This window comes from Mesorhizobium sp. M0340 (genome assembly GCF_040321535.1).
In the GTDB taxonomy this organism is placed as follows: domain Bacteria; phylum Pseudomonadota; class Alphaproteobacteria; order Rhizobiales; family Rhizobiaceae; genus Mesorhizobium.
Window position 1 is genome coordinate 34,233 of sequence record NZ_JAMYRR010000002.1, and the last position, 16,600, is coordinate 50,832.

At 60.1% G+C, this 16,600-nt stretch carries 14 protein-coding genes and 2 pseudogenes; 13 read left to right on the top strand and 3 right to left on the bottom strand.

All coding sequences use genetic code 11. The features are described 5' to 3' along the window. The first annotated feature begins 43 nt into the window (after positions 1-43). The 3 genes from NKI79_RS02865 to gnd are packed head-to-tail and all read left to right on the top strand — an operon-like array spanning position 44 to position 3,245. Positions 44-1,681, top strand: coding sequence for a copper resistance CopC/CopD family protein (locus tag NKI79_RS02865; RefSeq protein ID WP_352799754.1), 1,638 nt, complete (start codon positions 44-46; stop codon positions 1,679-1,681). Beyond that, positions 1,678-1,845 (top strand): hypothetical protein, encoded by a 168-nt coding sequence (locus NKI79_RS02870; RefSeq protein WP_352799756.1) that lies wholly within the window; start codon positions 1,678-1,680, stop codon positions 1,843-1,845. The genes NKI79_RS02865 and NKI79_RS02870 overlap by 4 nt, the downstream gene beginning before the upstream one ends. After that, positions 1,821-3,245 carry an NADP-dependent phosphogluconate dehydrogenase gene (gene gnd, locus NKI79_RS02875; protein WP_352799758.1) on the top strand — a complete coding sequence of 475 codons (1,425 nt, stop codon included), beginning with the start codon at positions 1,821-1,823 and terminating at the stop codon, positions 3,243-3,245. The genes NKI79_RS02870 and gnd overlap by 25 nt, the downstream gene beginning before the upstream one ends. A gap of 46 nt (positions 3,246-3,291) precedes the next feature. Here the strand turns inward: gnd and NKI79_RS02880 are convergent. Both NKI79_RS02880 and NKI79_RS02885 read right to left on the bottom strand, forming a co-directional pair. Continuing rightward, a pseudogene (locus tag NKI79_RS02880) lies at positions 3,292-3,492 on the bottom strand (hypothetical protein); the annotation flags it as partial. 70 nt (positions 3,493-3,562) lie between these two features. Continuing rightward, positions 3,563-5,338: a retron Ec67 family RNA-directed DNA polymerase/endonuclease gene (locus tag NKI79_RS02885; protein ID WP_352799759.1), complete on the bottom strand. Its 1,776-nt coding sequence runs from the start codon at positions 5,336-5,338 to the stop codon at positions 3,563-3,565. A gap of 632 nt (positions 5,339-5,970) precedes the next feature. Here NKI79_RS02885 and NKI79_RS02890 point away from each other — a divergent pair. From NKI79_RS02890 to NKI79_RS02910, 5 genes and pseudogenes are all read left to right on the top strand, one after another. Beyond that, a pseudogene (locus tag NKI79_RS02890) lies at positions 5,971-6,331 on the top strand (transposase); the annotation flags it as partial. A 73-nt stretch (positions 6,332-6,404) separates the two neighbouring features. Beyond that, positions 6,405-6,977 (top strand): hypothetical protein, encoded by a 573-nt coding sequence (locus tag NKI79_RS02895; RefSeq protein ID WP_352799760.1) that lies wholly within the window; start codon positions 6,405-6,407, stop codon positions 6,975-6,977. Beyond that, positions 6,977-7,324 carry a hypothetical protein gene (locus NKI79_RS02900; protein WP_224592270.1) on the top strand — a complete coding sequence of 116 codons (348 nt, stop codon included), beginning with the start codon at positions 6,977-6,979 and terminating at the stop codon, positions 7,322-7,324. The genes NKI79_RS02895 and NKI79_RS02900 overlap by 1 nt, the downstream gene beginning before the upstream one ends. Positions 7,325-7,659: 335 nt before the next feature. Continuing rightward, on the top strand, positions 7,660-8,460 hold the full coding sequence (locus tag NKI79_RS02905) for a hypothetical protein (protein ID WP_352799761.1): 801 nt from the start codon (positions 7,660-7,662) through the stop codon (positions 8,458-8,460). Further along, the gene (locus tag NKI79_RS02910) at positions 8,457-9,308 is read left to right on the top strand and encodes a hypothetical protein (protein WP_352799762.1); all 852 of its coding nucleotides are present in this window, start codon (positions 8,457-8,459) and stop codon (positions 9,306-9,308) included. Before NKI79_RS02905 ends, NKI79_RS02910 begins: the two co-directional genes overlap by 4 nt. A gap of 718 nt (positions 9,309-10,026) precedes the next feature. Here NKI79_RS02910 and NKI79_RS02915 read toward each other — a convergent pair. After that, on the bottom strand, positions 10,027-11,076 hold the full coding sequence (locus tag NKI79_RS02915) for a LacI family transcriptional regulator (RefSeq protein ID WP_352799763.1): 1,050 nt from the start codon (positions 11,074-11,076) through the stop codon (positions 10,027-10,029). 393 nt (positions 11,077-11,469) lie between these two features. On the opposite strand from NKI79_RS02915, the gene NKI79_RS02920 reads away from it, so the two are divergent. The 5 genes from NKI79_RS02920 (at position 11,470) to NKI79_RS02940 (ending at position 16,593) form a co-directional block, all read left to right on the top strand. Next, on the top strand, positions 11,470-12,708 hold the full coding sequence (locus NKI79_RS02920; protein ID WP_352506635.1) for an ABC transporter substrate-binding protein: 1,239 nt from the start codon (positions 11,470-11,472) through the stop codon (positions 12,706-12,708). A 107-nt stretch (positions 12,709-12,815) separates the two neighbouring features. Further along, positions 12,816-13,709, top strand: a complete 894-nt coding sequence (locus NKI79_RS02925) for a carbohydrate ABC transporter permease (RefSeq protein ID WP_352476374.1) — start codon at positions 12,816-12,818, stop codon at positions 13,707-13,709. Further along, on the top strand, positions 13,702-14,637 hold the full coding sequence (locus tag NKI79_RS02930; protein WP_352799765.1) for a carbohydrate ABC transporter permease: 936 nt from the start codon (positions 13,702-13,704) through the stop codon (positions 14,635-14,637). Before NKI79_RS02925 ends, NKI79_RS02930 begins: the two co-directional genes overlap by 8 nt. A gap of 5 nt (positions 14,638-14,642) precedes the next feature. Continuing rightward, positions 14,643-15,773, top strand: coding sequence for an ABC transporter ATP-binding protein (locus NKI79_RS02935; RefSeq protein WP_352799767.1), 1,131 nt, complete (start codon positions 14,643-14,645; stop codon positions 15,771-15,773). Between the two features lie 73 nt (positions 15,774-15,846). Next, a complete protein-coding gene (locus NKI79_RS02940) occupies positions 15,847-16,593 on the top strand; it encodes a sugar phosphate isomerase/epimerase family protein (RefSeq protein ID WP_352799768.1) in 747 nt (248 codons plus the stop codon). Positions 16,594-16,600: the final 7 nt, after the last annotated feature.

Here is a 16,600-nt window from a genome sequence, read left to right on the forward strand (position 1 = left end):
GCGCACTTTGGCGGATGGGCGCGCCGCTGCTCCTGGCGGTGAGATGAGCGTGGCATCCTTCCTGCGGCAAGCTTGCATGGCCGGCAACTATTCTGGCCGGCTTGTGGCTGGCTTGCTGGCCGCCATCGTGCTGCTCGCCGCAATTGCCATGCCTGGTCCGGCCTTCGCCCATGCGGCGCTGATCAAGGCCGAGCCGGCTGACGGTGCGGTGCTGGGGCAGAGCCCGTCGCAGCTGTCGCTGACTTTCAGCGAGCCGGTTTCGCCGCTGGTACTGACGCTGGTGCGGCCCGACGGCACGGCGGTCCCGCTGACCTCCTTCCGGCTCGGCGGACAGACCGTCGAGATCGACAATCCGCAGGCGCTGAAATCGGGCACGCATGTGCTGAGCTGGCGGGTAATCTCCGCCGACGGGCATCCGGTCGGCGGCTCGGTGCTGTTCTCGGTCGGCACACCGAGTGCCGCGCCGGCCGCCTCCGATGCCGTTGACCGGGGGCTTCGAACGGCGATCTGGATCGGCAAGGTTTTTCTGTATATCGGCCTGTTTTTCGGCGTCGGCGGTGCCTTTGCGCTGGGCTGGCTGGCACAAGGCGGGCGATCCGGCCAGAAGCTTGTCGCCGCTGCGATCCTGTGCGGGCTGGCCGCCGCACCGCTGTCGCTTGGTTTCCAGGGCCTGGATGCGCTTGGCGCGCCGCTTGCCCGGCTGGCGCAGCCGGTCATCTGGCAGACCGGGCTCGGCACCAGCTTCGGCTGGACAGTGCTGATCGCGCTGATGGCGCTCGGCCTTGGCCTGTTGTCGCTGGTCGTGCCGCGCGCCAACGCAAGGCCGCTCGCCCTGGCCGGACTGGTTGGAGTTGGCGCAGCACTTGCCGCAAGCGGGCATGCCAGTGCCGCCGAGCCGCAATGGCTGACAAGGCCGATGGTGTTTCTGCACGGCGTCGGCATTGCTGTCTGGGTCGGAGCGCTGGCGCCGCTCGGTCTTGCCTTGAAACGGCAGCCGGACAAAGCGGGGCCTTTGCTGCGCCGGTTTTCGCGAGCGATCCTGTTCGTCGTGGCGGTGCTTGCGGCAGCCGGCATCGTGCTCGCCGTCATCCAGGTGCAAACGCCGTCTGCGCTGGTCCATACCGCTTACGGCCGGCTGCTGCTGCTCAAGCTGGTGCTGCTCGTCTTTCTGTTCACGCTCGCCGCCGTCAATCGCTTCAAGCTTACGGCCCTGGCTGAGGCAGGAAATACGGAGGTCCAGCGGCGGCTGGCCCGCTCGATCTTTATCGAGCTGCTGATCGTGCTGGCGATCTTCGGCGTTGCCGCCGGCTGGCGCTTCACGCCGCCGCCGCGCGCGCTGGCGATCGCCGCGGCACAGCCGGCATCGGTGCATATCCACACGCTGCAGGCGATGGCCGATCTCAGCATTGTGCCCGGCCATACCGGGCCTGTTGCCGCTTCGATCTTCATCATGACCGGCGATTTCGGCCCGCTCGACGCCAAGCAGGTGACGCTGGTGCTGTCAAAGCCCGATTCCGGTATCGAGCCGATAAGACGCCCGGCGACGAGGCTTGGCGACGGCACCTGGCGCGTCGACCAACTCGTCATTCCGGTCGCCGGCCGCTGGACGGCGCGGCTCGATATCCTGGTCTCCGATTTCGAGATGGTGAAGATCGAAGCGCCGATCGATATCCGGCCATGAAGACAGCGCTGGTCCGCGCAACGCAATTCGGCGAGACGGTTGACGCGGCCTTGAAGGCCCGTCAATCATCGTCATCAAGAATGGGCATCCAACCCAATCGCGGCTCAAAGCAACAAGATCCGAAAGCAGGGAAGAAACAATGGAAAAAGCCGAAATCGGCCTGATCGGCCTTGGCACGATGGGCTCCAACCTGGCGCTCAACATCGCCGAGAAGGGGCACCGCATCGCCGTCTTCAACCGCACCGCGGCGCGTACCGATGCCTTTGTCGAAAATGCCGGCGCGCTCAGGGATAGGGTGGTGCCTTGCTACAGCCTCGAGGAACTGGCCGCCGCGATCCGGCCGCCGCGGCCGATCATCATCATGGTGCTGGCCGGCAAGCCGGTCGACGAGCAGATCGCAGCATTGCGCGGCGTGCTGTCGGCCAACGATATCGTCATCGACGCCGGCAACGCCAATTTCCGCGATACGATGCGGCGCTTCTCGGAGCTTACCGATTCGGGCCTGACCTTCATCGGCATGGGCGTGTCCGGCGGCGAGGAGGGCGCACGCCACGGTCCCTCGATCATGGTCGGCGGCACCGAAGAGTCCTGGAAGCGGGTCGAAAAGGTGCTGACCGCGATCTCGGCCAAGTTCAAGGGCGAGCCTTGCGCGGCGTGGCTTGGCACCGACGGCGCCGGCCATTTCGTCAAGACTATCCACAACGGCATTGAGTATGCCGACATGCAGATGATCGCCGAGATCTACGGCATCTTGCGTGACGGGCTGGGCATGGGACCGAAAGAAATCGCTGAGGTGTTTTCCCAGTGGAACACGGGCAGGCTCAACTCGTACCTGATCGAGATCACCGCCAAGGTGCTGGCCGCCGACGACCCCAAGACCGGCAAACCGGTGGTCCACATCATCCTCGACCGCGCCGGCCAGAAAGGCACCGGCAAATGGTCGGTGATCGAGGCGCAGCAACTCGGCATCCCGGCCACCGCGATCGAAGCGGCGGTGGCGGCACGCGTTCTGTCGTCGATCAAGGACGAGCGGCTGGCCGCCGAGAAGGTCTATGGCGGCGGCGTGAGCAGGATTTCCGGGGACAGGGACGCCCTGCTCGGCGATCTCGAGCTGGCGCTGTTTGCCGGCAAGATAGCCGCCTACGCGCAAGGCTTCGCGGTGATGAGCGGCGCGTCGAAGGAATTCAACTGGAACCTGCCGATGCCGGTCATCGCCAAGATCTGGCGGGCCGGCTGCATCATCCGCTCGCAATTGCTGGATACGATGGCGGAGGCCTTCGGCGCCGGCGGGGCGGCCACCAACCTGTTGATGGCGCCGGCTTTCGTCTCGTTGATGCAGGAGGCACATCCGGCGCTTCGCCGGGTCGTGGCAAGGGCGGCCGAAGCCGGCTCGCCGGTGCCGGCCCTGTCATCTGCACTTGCCTATTTCGACAGTTACCGGCAGGGCCGCGGCACTTCGAACCTGATCCAGGCGCAACGCGATTTCTTCGGCGCGCACGGCTTCGAGCGCATCGATGGGCAGGGTGCTTTTCATGGCCCGTGGGGGAGCGGGGCGGCGGGTTAGCGCCCAAAGACGGACGTCCCCCGGTTCTCGATAATCCCGAAAGCAGTCAGTCGGTGGGACTAGAACAAAGGAGCGAGAAGGACGGGAAGCTGATTTGCGGCGGTGTGGAATGACTTCGCACACAGGTGGTGAAGCGGCCGTTCGGAACGGATATCTTCCGTACCGGATGTTGACCCGGCGGGCGAATGACATAGGCACCCGCTGGCGGTGGCGGATAGCGTGTCATGACCGGAAGGAGCGCCGCGTTTTCTTTCGCGGATGGTTTTGCTTTAGCTTCCGGGGATTATATGGATGCGCGGTTTCCGCTGGCAAGGAGATTAAGGTACCGCGGCAACTGGGGCTGGAGTTGGCACGGCTGCAGCGGGCGGCAGTAGGCCGACTTTCTTCTTATAGTCTTCAATCACTTCGGCGATTGAATTAAGCACGGGTTCGAATCCACTGAAGTTGATCGAGCCCTTGTTGGCCGCAACGACCTTGCTTGCGAACGTCTTTTTGGAAATGTGTGTAGCGCCATCGGTGTCCTTCAGCTTAATTTCGAACTTCTTGCCCTCGTACGGCTGGTCGAGGAGCCCCTGTTCGAAAAGTTTCTCGATGGGTGTATCGCCGCCGCCAACCTTAGGGATGGGAATGACATAAAGGTTGGATTCCAGATGGTGCCAACTGTCGGTTCCATCCACTTTCTTTTTCGTGACATGGAAGATGTGCTTAAACAGGTCTTTCGAGCCATCATCCGAGTCAACGACCATGATTAGCGGGTGCTTGCCCCCGCTCTTAAAGCCTTTTCCGCGTATCGAAAACATTCTCGCGAGTTTGGTAAGATCGCCGCAACCGCCCCCTAGCTGCTGAACGGCAGCCGAGGTCCTTGTATATTTGAACAGCTTGAATTTAAGCTCGCCACCGGGGCTCGTAAGTGTTGGGTACTTGGCGGCGAGGGCCTGAACGGCTGACTTGATGTAAATGTTGTCCGTCACGCCTTCGCAGAGGACAATAGGTCGGTCCGCGCCGTATAAGTCCACATAATTCAGAAAGCGCTCAAAGAGCTTGAAACTGGCCCAGATTTTCTGTGGAGGCGCCTTCGCCTGCTCGTCCTTGTCGTCAGGAACTGGACGTACCTTCGGCCCCCGGCCGCGGACTTGGTAGATAAAGGCCAGGCGGCCTCGAAGCTTCGCTATCGGGAACGGCTGTTTCACGCCATCGACCTTCACGTGGCACGAACCGTCCATGAACAGGTAGTGGCACATGGCGCAGACGGTAGCGTAATAATCTGATGCGATATTGACCTTTTGATTGACGACGGCGCCTGTCACGTCCTGCCTGGAATAGTAATACTGCATACGCGTTTTGATCGGGTTTAGTTCGAACCCGGCACGGGATATGGCCTTCACCAATTTCGGGCCAGCTTCCCAAAGGTTGATGCTGCCATTTACCCGCCGCCCAATAGCTGAAGGAAACAGCCGCTCACTGGTCGAGAACGTAATGTCGTCGGCATACCGCGTGTATGTGCAGTGGTTCTGTCTCGCCAATTCATTAAGGCGGATGTCCATCACGCCGGCGATTAGGTTTGAAATGACCGGTGAGCATGGGCTGCCTTGCGGCAGTTGGTTGTCGAAGGACGCAATCTGCGTCAGGACAGCGGCTACCTTGGGCTTGAGTGCGAAGTCCTTGTGCTTGGTGAAGAATCCGAAGACCCGCCCAAAATTGATCGCAGGGAAGAAGTCCTTGAGATCCACATTGAAAACGTATCGCTGACCGCGGTGGTTCTCTCCGTTGGTTATTATGGAAAGCTTTTTCTTGAAACCATGGGCGAGAATGCAGTTGCGTTTCGTGATCCTGCTGGCCTCAAGCTGCTGCTCGATCAGGAGCAAATCATTAGCGAGGCGTTTTTGAACGGCTTTTAAAACCTTGTGGGGCGCACGAATCGTCCGCTCACCGCCAGACTTTTTAGGCACGGTGAATTCGTCGTACTTGGCGACTTTGGAGAGCTTATAAAGCGCATAGGAGATGTGCGCCGGCTTGAGGTCCAGAATCCGTGCCACATCGGTCAGAGTTTCCGCTTTCTTGTACTGCTCTAGCTTAAGTGAAACAACTGTCATGGGAGGGGCGGCTTGCGGATACTCCTATGCGATGTAGCATAATGGACCATAGCGTATCGCTCTCGTCGCATTCTCCGGGAAGCACTAGAGCCGTCTTGCTTTCACCTGTGAAGATCCCCCACAGAAAAATCTATCCGCAAGCCGTCTTTTGTAAGCCCGATTACGCGCGATTACGCAAGTAGGCAGCAAGTAATTTCAGTGGATTAAGATGTGCATCACCGGACCGCATCCGTCTTCGTCCGCACGCCGGTCGCATTACGATTTGCCGCCTGCCTCGGAAGAGACAGGCGGCTTGTTTGTCGATTATCCTCCTATTGCCGCAGCGATAATGGTGGGCAGGGCAGTAGACAGAATGATTGCGAGGGCTGTGGCCAGGACGATCTGCAGACAGGATTAAGCGTCGGAAACCGTCATTGGCTGGTAGGTCGTCTTATGTCAGCGACGTTCCCCTCGATCAGGCCGAAGCAAGTTGGGGGCTAAAAACCGCTTTCGCGATCGAGAGCTCCGCGGCTACTGCGGCATTCAGGCGACTTCGTCTGACTGGTGCCATCCAGGTATTTGGCGTCTGACCTGCCACGGGTAATTTCCTCCGGTTTTGATTAGAGTCCGGCCCATGATTGAAGGACGGACTGATGAAGAGAAAGCGCTTAACGGAAGAGCAGATCATCGCGGTTTTGCGCGAAGATGAGGCAGGGGGCGAAGGCGTGCGATCTGGCCCGTAAGCACGGGATCTCCGAGGCGACGCTTTACAACTGGAGAGCCAAGTATAGCGGCATGGACGTCTCCGACGCCAAGCGGCTGAAGGCGCTGGAAGACGAGAACGCGAAGCTGAAGCGGCTTCTGGGGACCAGTTGCCGGAAACTACGGCGCTGCGCGAGCTTCTGTCAAAAAATGGTAGGGCCTGCCGCTAGGCGCGAAGCCGTCGCGCATCTGCAGGCCGAGCTGGGCCTGTCGGAACGGCGGGCCTGTCCCATCGCCAGTGCAGGTCACCGATAGTCCAGAAAATTCTTGACATTATGGGCAAGCGAGCTAATCTCACGTCAAACACGTGAGGAAGGTGACGACTATGAAAATGGACATGGCAATCATTGGGAGCGGCCCCGTGCTATCAGGCTCCATCAATGGCAAAGCTGCTTTTGCGGCCTTTGTGAAGGCCATTGATCGCGAGCCGGCTGCGCCGACGCCTTTATTCCTCGATTTTACAAATATCGATGTGGCTACCGCCAGCTATCTTCGAGAATCGGTGTTCGCTCTGAAAGCGTACATGCGAACCCTTTCATCCAAGTATTACCCAGTTGTTGCGAATATAAATGACGATATTTGGGATGAATTGCTGATTGTCGCGAATGCTAAAGGTGATGCGATTATGAGCTGCCGCCTGGACCGCGACGAACGCGTCTCGGGAGCGGAGTTGATTGGCAGCCTTGATCCGAAGCAACAGATGACATTCGACTTGGTGAACGAATATAATGGAGTTGATGCCAACCATCTCATGGAAAAATTTGGAGAAGCTGAGCAAACCAAGAGCACGACGGCGTGGAACAATCGGCTTGCCAGTCTTGCGGCTCGCGGCGTGATTCGTGAGTTTGCTCAGGGTCGTTCGAAATACTATCGTCCGTTATTTGAGGAGGTAATCTGATGGGGGTCGAATTTTTAAACCGAACAAAGAAAACGATCCGCAAGCACGTCGATACGAAGCGGGCAGAGCTTGCGACGCCCGGCTTGTTCACGGTCAATCCCACGAACCAGCCGCGCCGCGCGATTGCGTCGATCACCGCTGGGGTAAATGTCGCCAACGGTGAAGTGCTTATCGTAGAGACTAAGGGCGGACGGGTGAGTTTACGCCGGGGCAATAGCGTCGTCGGTTCATTTGATAATCCCGCTGGCGACGTAATTTCTGCAATTGAAAAATCGGGAGGCGCAGCGAACGGTGTCGTTGGCCGAGTACACAAGCTCTCGAAGAAAGCAGAAGTATCTCTGTGCTGAACCTTAATCGCCCAGATACGCGAAGCCATGAGGTGATCGTCCGGTCGCTAACAGACGATCCCTATCGGAACACCATGGCATTGGGTTGCCCCGGATGCCCGCACTTCTCTGAATGCGGCGGCCTCTCGGTCCGTGATTCAATTTTCGATTGTTTGCAACTCTGCTGCGGGGACTCGGCTCACTGCACGCGCGTCTGTCGGCATAAGCCGCAGCTCTTTGTGCAGCAGATGCGGGAGGTTGGCGGCTTTGGATTTGAGGACATTCCACGCACAGCGGTTTGTTCTGCCCAATTGAGCGCAGATATCGTGCCGCTCATCTACCATGGAAGCAGTCGAATGACAGCGCTCGCTGGCAAAGCGTTCGCCTTGCGCTTGCCCGATCTCGTCGATTTCAAACTCGGGAGGCTTCACTTCGAAACGCGCGAAGCCTTGTGTCGGACATACAACATAGACTCCACCGCTGACCTTGTTCTAACCGGCGTCAATCACGATCATCGGATTGAGCCCTGGTGGACCCTTGGCGAGCAGCGCATCGCCATCATTAGGGCGATGAAGGGACTGGGAATCGCGCTTGTAACGACCCCGAACTTCAGTCTTCTGCTCGACAATCCGCGAACAGATGATCTTCACGCGATAAAGCGTATCGCCATCACATTCGAAGAATTCCAGCGTGAAGGGGTGGCCTGCGCACTACATCCCAACGGGCGGACCTATCAGGACTTTGAGCGCTGGTCGACGTTCATTGCCGAGCGCTCCGAGATCGAGACGCTCGCCTACGAATTTATCACCGGCTCAGGTCAGAAGCTCAGAACGCAGTTTCACTTAGATAGGCTTGCTGATCTAGCCAAGGCCTCCGGCAGGGAACTGGACATCGTGGTGCGCGGCGATCCTCAGGTCATTCCGTTCCTGCGGCAATTCTACCGCCGCGTCATCTACATTGAGACCAATGCTTTCATGAAAACCTTGAAGCGCCAGCGCGCCGAACGATTGGACAACAATGCGCTTCGCTGGCTCCCGGCGCCGACCGTTGTCAATGAGACTGTCGATAAGCTTCTGAGCCACAATGTTGAAGAGCAGATCGCCTTTTTGCGAGCCACCTACTACGGCTGCGATGCGCCTTTTGCAAAAGCTGCGTGAGGTGGAAAATCGAGACGCTGACCTTCGATCTTGTAGATGACATTTGCCTCGGAGTGCAGAGCGGCACGATCACGGAGGCTGACCTACCGACGACCAATGCCGATGGCCTCGGGCCGCTTTTAGAGTTGCGGCACACGCAGCCAAACATTTTAAACCGAGATGGCGGACCCCTTTGGCTAACGGCGGACAACTACCGCGAACTTATGCGCAACATGCGCGAAACGGATGCTTGGTTCGAGCCAAGATCAGGATACCAGGGATTTGTTTCGGTCGACAAACTTCGGAGAGATGAGCTCGCATGGACCGACTTCGTGCTACGCGCCAAACGGGCAGCGATATCGGCCGGCTTTTCTGACGACTATGGCGGTAAGCTAACGGCGGCGATTGGCGAGTTTTATGCAAACGTCATCGACCATAGCGGGCGTATCGATTCCGGCTACGTTGTCTATAGCGCCTCTCCCGGCCGCTTCGAATTTGTTGTGGCGGATGCTGGAATGGGGGTCCTGAACAGCCTTCGCAGCAACCCGACATATGCCCATCTGGTTGATGCGGGCACCGCGCTCGAATTGGCCCTGGACGAAGGAGTATCCCGTTACTACACCGAACAGGGGCATGGTTTTGGGTTTCGGCCATTGTTTGTCGGCCTAGCCAACATTAGCCGATACATGCGGTTTCGGTCGGACGATCACAGTCGGTCACTGGCAAGGAAAGCCGACGGATCCATAGATGCCCAAACCAGCCAACTCGCCACCACGAACGGATTTTTCTGTTGCGTGGTTTGCGACGTCGAAATCCAGACACCTGCCTGTCATCCGGACCAGGCGCCGAAAAATGCTGGGAGGGGGTAGCCGATGTCACTCAGCATGAAAGAGGCGACCGCTATCAGCGCAATTGCTGATCTCCTTTATGAGTTCTTGCCCGGCAGCGGAAACTCTCGCCCGGCCTTTCCACTGGCCGCGAACGGGGTCGCCGTTGGAGACTTCTGGCAGCAAGGAAGCAAGCTACCATCCCTTGTCCAGCTTCTCAGCGTTACACTGGAGCATCGGCGGAACCGGTTTGCCCTCTCATCAATGCGATTGTACGCCAGTCGATGACATGGCGGAGAGGACGAGGCGATCACTGGCGGCCCATTCGTACGCGTCCGCGACCTGTACTGATCATTCGTCATGCGCATGGATCTCCTTCTCACTTTGAAATATCCGGGCGGGCGGGCGCCGCCATTGCGAACCACTTCAGGGTACACCCTGAAGTGACATGACCAGCTGTCTCAGCGAGCGATGTAACATCGGAGTTGACGGTGACTATTTGTAACAAGGTAGCCAGGTCCAACCCTTGAGATGAGACTTCATGAGCCGTACCCATCCCTTGAGCGAGTTATCGAGTTAAAGGGAAATGAACCGCCCGGAGTCACCCAAGCGGACTGTTCGTCCGCCGCGATGGACGTGATGGCCTGAATGTTCGGTTTTCGCGTGTTCCAGCCTAGAATCGGCCAGTCTGCTTCCGGCCCCAAGGCAGTCAGCAGCGCGCATTGGAGCCGGGTGCCAGTTCACTTTGAACATGTCCCGCTCACGCCGGGCGGCGATAGGCCTGGACTTCGCCCGGTTCGCTCAGGCTCTGCAGGGTGCCGGGTGCGGCGCCGCCGATCCAGCCCAGCACCGAGCGGGCGAGTTCGGCGCCGGCCAGCCGGAAGTTCTCGTTGACGACCAGCAATTCGCTGCGAAACAGGTGCAGAAGCTCCGACGATTGTTTGGATACCACATCGACATCGCGGCCGAGCTTGAGGCCGGCGTCTTCGATGCCGGCGACGATGGCGAGCGTCGCGGCGGCGGCGCTGCTGATGAAACCGTCCGGGCGGTTTTCGCGGCGCATCAGCTGCGCCGTCCGCATTCTGATCTGCTCGATCGAATGATCGATCGAAACGGTGTTGAACGGGATCTCGCTGGCGCCGACCTCGCTCAGCGCATCGGCAAAGCCGGCGAGCGTGTGGCCGTGATAGGTCAGCTCGACCGGCGGCGCCAACAGAGCCAGCCGGCGGCGGCCGAGGCCGGCCAGATGGCGCACCGCCTCGGCTGCGAAAGCGTAATTGTCGAAATCATGATAGGGATGGATCAGCCCCATGTCGGTGCGGCCATGCGTGGCAAAGGGGATGCCGCGCTCCAGCATATAACGGGCCCTCGGATCGTTCGGCTGCGTGCGCGAAATGATGACGCCGTCGGCTGAACCGGTTTCCACGAGGTAACGGATCGGGTCGAGCGGATCCTGGGAGCGCGAATAGGGCGTCACGATCAAATGATAGGGTGTGTCGGCGATCACTTCCGAAACGCCGTAGATGATGTCCGAGACGAAGCTCATGATCTCGTGCTCGGTGTTGAGCACCAGGCTGATGACATTGGTCTTGCCGGTGCGCAGGCGGACGCCGGCACGGTTGGGCCGATAGCCGATCTGCTTGGCGACAAGCTGAACGCGACGCCTGGTCTCGGCGCCTATCTCGGGGGCGTCCTTCAGCGCGCGCGACACGGTGGTGACGCCTAGCCCGGTCATGAAGGCGAGCGTCTTCAGCGTCGGCCGGCCCTGGCCCGACGCGTCGTCGGCCTTCTCTTTTTGATGCCTGTTCATTCGTCCCGCCCCGTCAGGCGCATAACAGTTGCCGAACCGCCCGGCAATCGGCCGGCCGCGGGTTCGCCGCGGGCCTTCACCGAATGAAACCGCTATATACTGAAACGTTACAGATTGTCACGACCATTGCCACATCACTGGTGACAGGTGCGGAACGAGCGGCGCTGCAATCGGCCCAAAACAGCGATTGGAACGGGCTTTTCCGATTTTTTGGCGTCGCAGCATTGCATTTTGCAGTGCAACCACTCTGGTTGCGATCCGGTAGGCCAGCGAGCCGCGCGATTTTATTCGTGCTTCGAAAAAACTTGATGCCACCTTCGCCTGAGGGGTTGCGCGCCTCAAGCAATTGCCGTATCGAAAATCTGTAACGTTTCAGATTCTGGGAGGAACGAAATGCGATACCAACTCATGACTGCTGCGCTGGCAGCGACGGTCGCGCTGCAATTTGCCGGCCCGGCGGCCGCGACGGATCTGGAAGTCACCCATTGGTGGACCTCCGGCGGCGAGGCGGCAGCGGTCGCCGAACTCGCCAAGGCTTTCGACGCAACCGGCAATCATTGGGTGGACGGCGCCATCGCCGGTTCCGGCGGCACGGCGCGGCCGATCATGATCAGCCGCATCACCGGCGGCGACCCGATGGGCGCGACCCAGTTCAATCACGGCCGGCAGGCTGAAGAATTGGTGCAGGCCGGGCTGATGCGCGACCTCACCGATCTCGCCACCAAGGAAAAGTGGACGGAAATCGTGCAGCCGAAGAGCCTGCTCGACGGCTGTACCCTCGACGGCAAGATCTATTGCGTGCCGGTCAATATCCACTCCTGGCAGTGGCTGTGGCTGTCGAACGCCGCCTTCAAAAAGGCCGGCGTGCCGGTGCCGAAGAACTGGAATGAATATGTCGCTGCGGCGCCCGCGCTGGAAAAGGCAGGCATCCAGCCGCTTGCGGTCGGCGGCCAGCCCTGGCAGGCCTCCGGCGCTTTCGACGTGCTGCTTGCGGCGGTCGGCGGCACCGACGCCTTCCTCAAGGTCTACAAGGACAAGGACGCCGAATTCGCCGCCGGGCCCGAAGTCGCCAAGGTCTTCAAGGCCGCGGACGACGCCCGCAAGATGGCGAAGAACACCAATGTGCAGGACTGGAACCAGGCCACCAATCTGGTCATCACCGGCAAGGCGGGCGGCCAGATCATGGGTGACTGGGCGCAAGGCGAGTTCCAGGTTGCCGGCCAGACCGCCGGCAAGGACTATACTTGCCTTCCGGGCCTCGGTCTCAACGAGGTCATCGCCACCGGCGGCGACGCTTTCTACTTTCCGCTGCTGAAGGATCCCGAAAAATCGAAGGCACAGGAAGTGCTGGCCCACACGCTGCTCGATCCCAAGACGCAGGTCGCCTTCAATCTCAAGAAAGGTTCGCTGCCGGTGCGCGGCGACGTCGACCTCAAGGCGGCGAACGACTGCATGAAAAAGGGGCTCGAAATTCTCGCCAAGGGCAATGTCATGCCCTGGACCGACCAGCTGCTTTCGCAGGATACGCAGAAGCAGAAGGAGGATCTGTTCTCCGAGTTCTTCGCCAAGCAGGACATGACCGTGGAAGATGCGCAGAAGCGCTTCGCCGCCATTGTCGGTTCGGCCGATTGAGCGATCGACCAACCGCCTCACTCCCGCCCCTGCGAACGCAGGGTCGGGAGCTAGGGTCAAGGCCTCTTGACCCTCCGGCCCTTACCCGATCCAGCGCGGCTGTGCAGATGAGCAAGAGCGAACGCCCTAGCCAACTCTTTCGCAACCTCAATGCGAAAGTCGCTTCGATCCCGATGATTTTCACCGCGCTGGTGATTTTTGTCGGCGGCACCCTCTGGACGGTGCTGTATTCCTTCACAAATTCCAAGCTGCTGCCGCGGCTGCACTTTGTCGGTCTCGACCAGTACTATCGGCTGTGGGCGACGCCGCGCTGGCTGATCTCGATCGAGAACCTGCTGATCTACGGCGTGCTGTCGCTGGTGTTCTCGCTGGTCATCGGCTTCCTTCTTGCAGCCCTGCTCGACCAGAAGATCCGGTTCGAGGACACGTTCCGGACCATTTTCCTCTATCCTTTCGCCCTGTCCTTCATCGTCACCGGTCTGGTCTGGCAGTGGCTGCTCAACCCCGAATTTGGTGTCCAGGCAGTGGTGCGCAGCCTCGGCTGGACGAGCTTCAGCTTCAATCCGCTCTATGATTCCAGCATCGTCATCTACGGCATATTGATCGCCGCCCTCTGGCAAGGCACCGGGCTCATAATGTGCCTGATGCTGGCCGGCCTGCGCGGCATCGACGAGGATATCTGGAAGGCCGCGCGGGTCGACGGGATACCGACCTGGAAGACCTATCTGTTCATCATCATACCGATGATGCGGCCGGTCTTCATCACCACGCTGGTCATCGTCGCCTCCAACATCGTTCGCGTCTACGACCTTGTCGTCGCCCAGACCAGCGGCGGGCCCGGCATCGCCTCCGAAGTCCCGGCCAAATATGTCTATGATTACATGTTCTTCGCCCAGAACCTCGGCCAGGGATTCGCCGCCTCGACGATGATGCTGCTGTCGGTGATCATCGTCATCGTGCCGTGGGCCTATCTCGAGTTCGGAGGCAAGAAGCGTGTCTGACCATCCCGTTTCATTGTCCGCCATTGCCGGCGCCGGCGGGCTGGAAGGCTACGGGCCGAGCGGGCCGAAGCCGCGCCACACATTCTCGCGCCGTAACATCTTCCTGTACGGCACGCTGATCGTAGTGGCGCTCTACTATCTTTTGCCGCTCTACGTGATGGTGGTGACATCGCTCAAAGGCATGCCCGAGATACGCCTCGGCAACATCTTCTCGCCGCCAATGGAAATCACCTTCGAGCCCTGGGTCAAGGCCTGGTCGAGCGCCTGCACCGGGCTCAACTGCGACGGGCTGTCGCGTGGCTTCTGGAATTCGGTGCGTATCACCATCCCGTCGGTGATCCTGTCGATCGCGCTCGCCTCGGTGAACGGTTATGCGCTTGCCAACTGGCGCTTCAAAGGCGCCGACACTTTCTTCATCATCCTGATCGTCGGCGCCTTCATCCCTTATCAGGTGATGATTTATCCGATCGTCATCATCCTGCGCGAAGTCGGCCTCTACGGCAGCCTCAGCGGCCTGGTGATCGTCCATTCCATCTTCGGCATGCCGATCCTCACGCTGTTGTTCCGCAACTACTTTACCTCCATGCCGGAGGAGCTGTTCCGGGCAGCGCGTGTCGACGGCGCCGGCTTCTGGGGCATTTATTTCCGCATCATGCTGCCGATGTCGCTGCCGATCTTCGTCGTCGCCATCATCCTGCAGGTGACCGGCATCTGGAACGACTTCCTGTTCGGCGTCGTCTACACCCGCCCCGACACCTATCCGATGACGGTGCAGCTCAACAACATCGTCAACTCGGTGCAAGGCGTGAAGGAATACAACGTCAACATGGCAGCCACCATCCTGACCGGCCTGGTGCCGCTGATCGTCTATTTCCTGTCCGGAAAATTGTTTGTGCGCGGCATCGCCGCCGGCGCGGTGAAAGGATGATGGCGATGAACGCAAACGGCAGCATTGCGGCAAACGGCAGCAAAGGGACAAACGGCACCAGCGTCTCGATCCAGAACCTGTCGCTGAATTTCGGCGCGATATCGGTGCTGCAGACGCTGAATCTCGATGTCGCCGAAGGCGAGTTCATCGTGCTGCTCGGCCCGTCCGGCTGCGGCAAGTCGACCTTGCTCAACTGCATTGCCGGGCTGCTCGACGTTTCCGAAGGCCGCATCTTCATCAAGGGCAAGAACGTCACCTGGGAAGAGCCCAAGGATCGCGGCATCGGCATGGTGTTCCAGTCCTACGCGCTCTATCCGCAGATGACGGTGGAGAAGAACCTGTCGTTTGGGCTGCGCGTTGCCGGCCTCGCCAAGGACGAGATTGCCAAGCGCATCGCCCGGGCCGCCGAGATCCTGCAGATCGAACCACTTTTGCATCGCAAGCCAGCGGCCCTGTCCGGCGGCCAGCGTCAGCGTGTGGCGATCGGGCGCGCACTTGTGCGCGACGTCGATGTCTTTCTGTTCGACGAGCCGCTCTCCAACCTCGACGCCAAGCTGCGCGCGGAATTGCGCGTCGAGATCAAGCTGCTGCATCGCAAGCTCGAGAATACTATGATCTACGTCACCCACGACCAGATCGAGGCGATGACGCTGGCCGACCGCATCGCGGTGATGAAGGGCGGCGTCATCCAGCAGCTCGATGCGCCGCAGACCATCTATAACCGGCCGGTCAACCGGTTTGTCGCCGGCTTCCTCGGCTCGCCGGCAATGAATTTCCTCGACGGCAGGCTGGAGCAGGCGGACGGCGACTGGCACTTTGTCGCCGAGGATGTGCGGATACCGCTTGCCACCTATGCTTTCGAAAAGGACCCGGTGCCGGGGCCGGTCGTGTTCGGCATCCGCCCCGAGCACGTGGCGTTCAACAGTGGCACGGGATGGCCGTTCGCAGCCACCGCAAATGTCGAGGTCGTCGAGCCCATGGGTTCCGACACGCTGGTCTGGCTGAAGCTCGCCGGCCAGAATTTCACGGTACGGGTGACAGCCGAGCGTACGCCAAACAACGCCGAGGCGGTCGGCATCGGTTTCGACCCGATGCGCGCCTCGCTGTTCGACGCTGCCACAGGTAACCGCCTCTAGAGCCTGATTTAGCCTCCCAAGACTTTTCCATTTCCCCCCAAGACTAACCATCCCCAAGAAACGGACAGAGACGATGAACTGGTCATTCCAACTTTACAGCGCGCGTAATTTCCAGCCCTGGGAGGGCGTGCTCAAAATGCTGGGCGAGCTTGGTTACAGCCAAGTCGAAGGGTTCGGTGGCGTCTATGACGATCCCAAGGCGTTCCGTGCCGAGCTCGACAAGAACGGCCTTGCCATGCCGACCGGGCATTTCTCGATCGACGCGCTCGAGAAGGATTTCGACGGCGTGCGCAGGACGGCCGATGCGCTCGGCATCACGCTGCTCATCTGCCCCTTCCTGAACGCCGAGTTCAGGCCGGCCGACGCGGCCGGCTGGCGCGGCTTCGGCGAACGCCTGGCCAAGGTCGGCGAGACGGCCAGGAAAGCCGGCTATGGTTTTGCCTGGCACAATCATGACTTCGAGTTCAAGGCGCTTGCCGACGGCTCGGTGCCGCAGGACCACATCCTGTCCTCGGCGCCCGACATCGGCTGGGAGATGGACGTCGCCTGGGTGGTGCGCGGCGGCGTCGATCCGCTGCCCTGGATCGAGAAGCACGGCAAGCGCATCGTTGCCGTCCACGTCAAGGACATGGCCAAGCCGGGCGAGGGCCTCGACGAGGACGGCTGGTCCGACGTCGGCCACGGCACCATCGACTGGCCCGGCCTGATCAAGGCGCTGCGCGCCAAAAGCGCTGCGAAATACTACGTCATGGAACAGGACAATCCCAACGACATCGAGCGCTTCGCCCGCCGCTCGATCGCAGCCGCCAAGACCTATTAGGAGCACA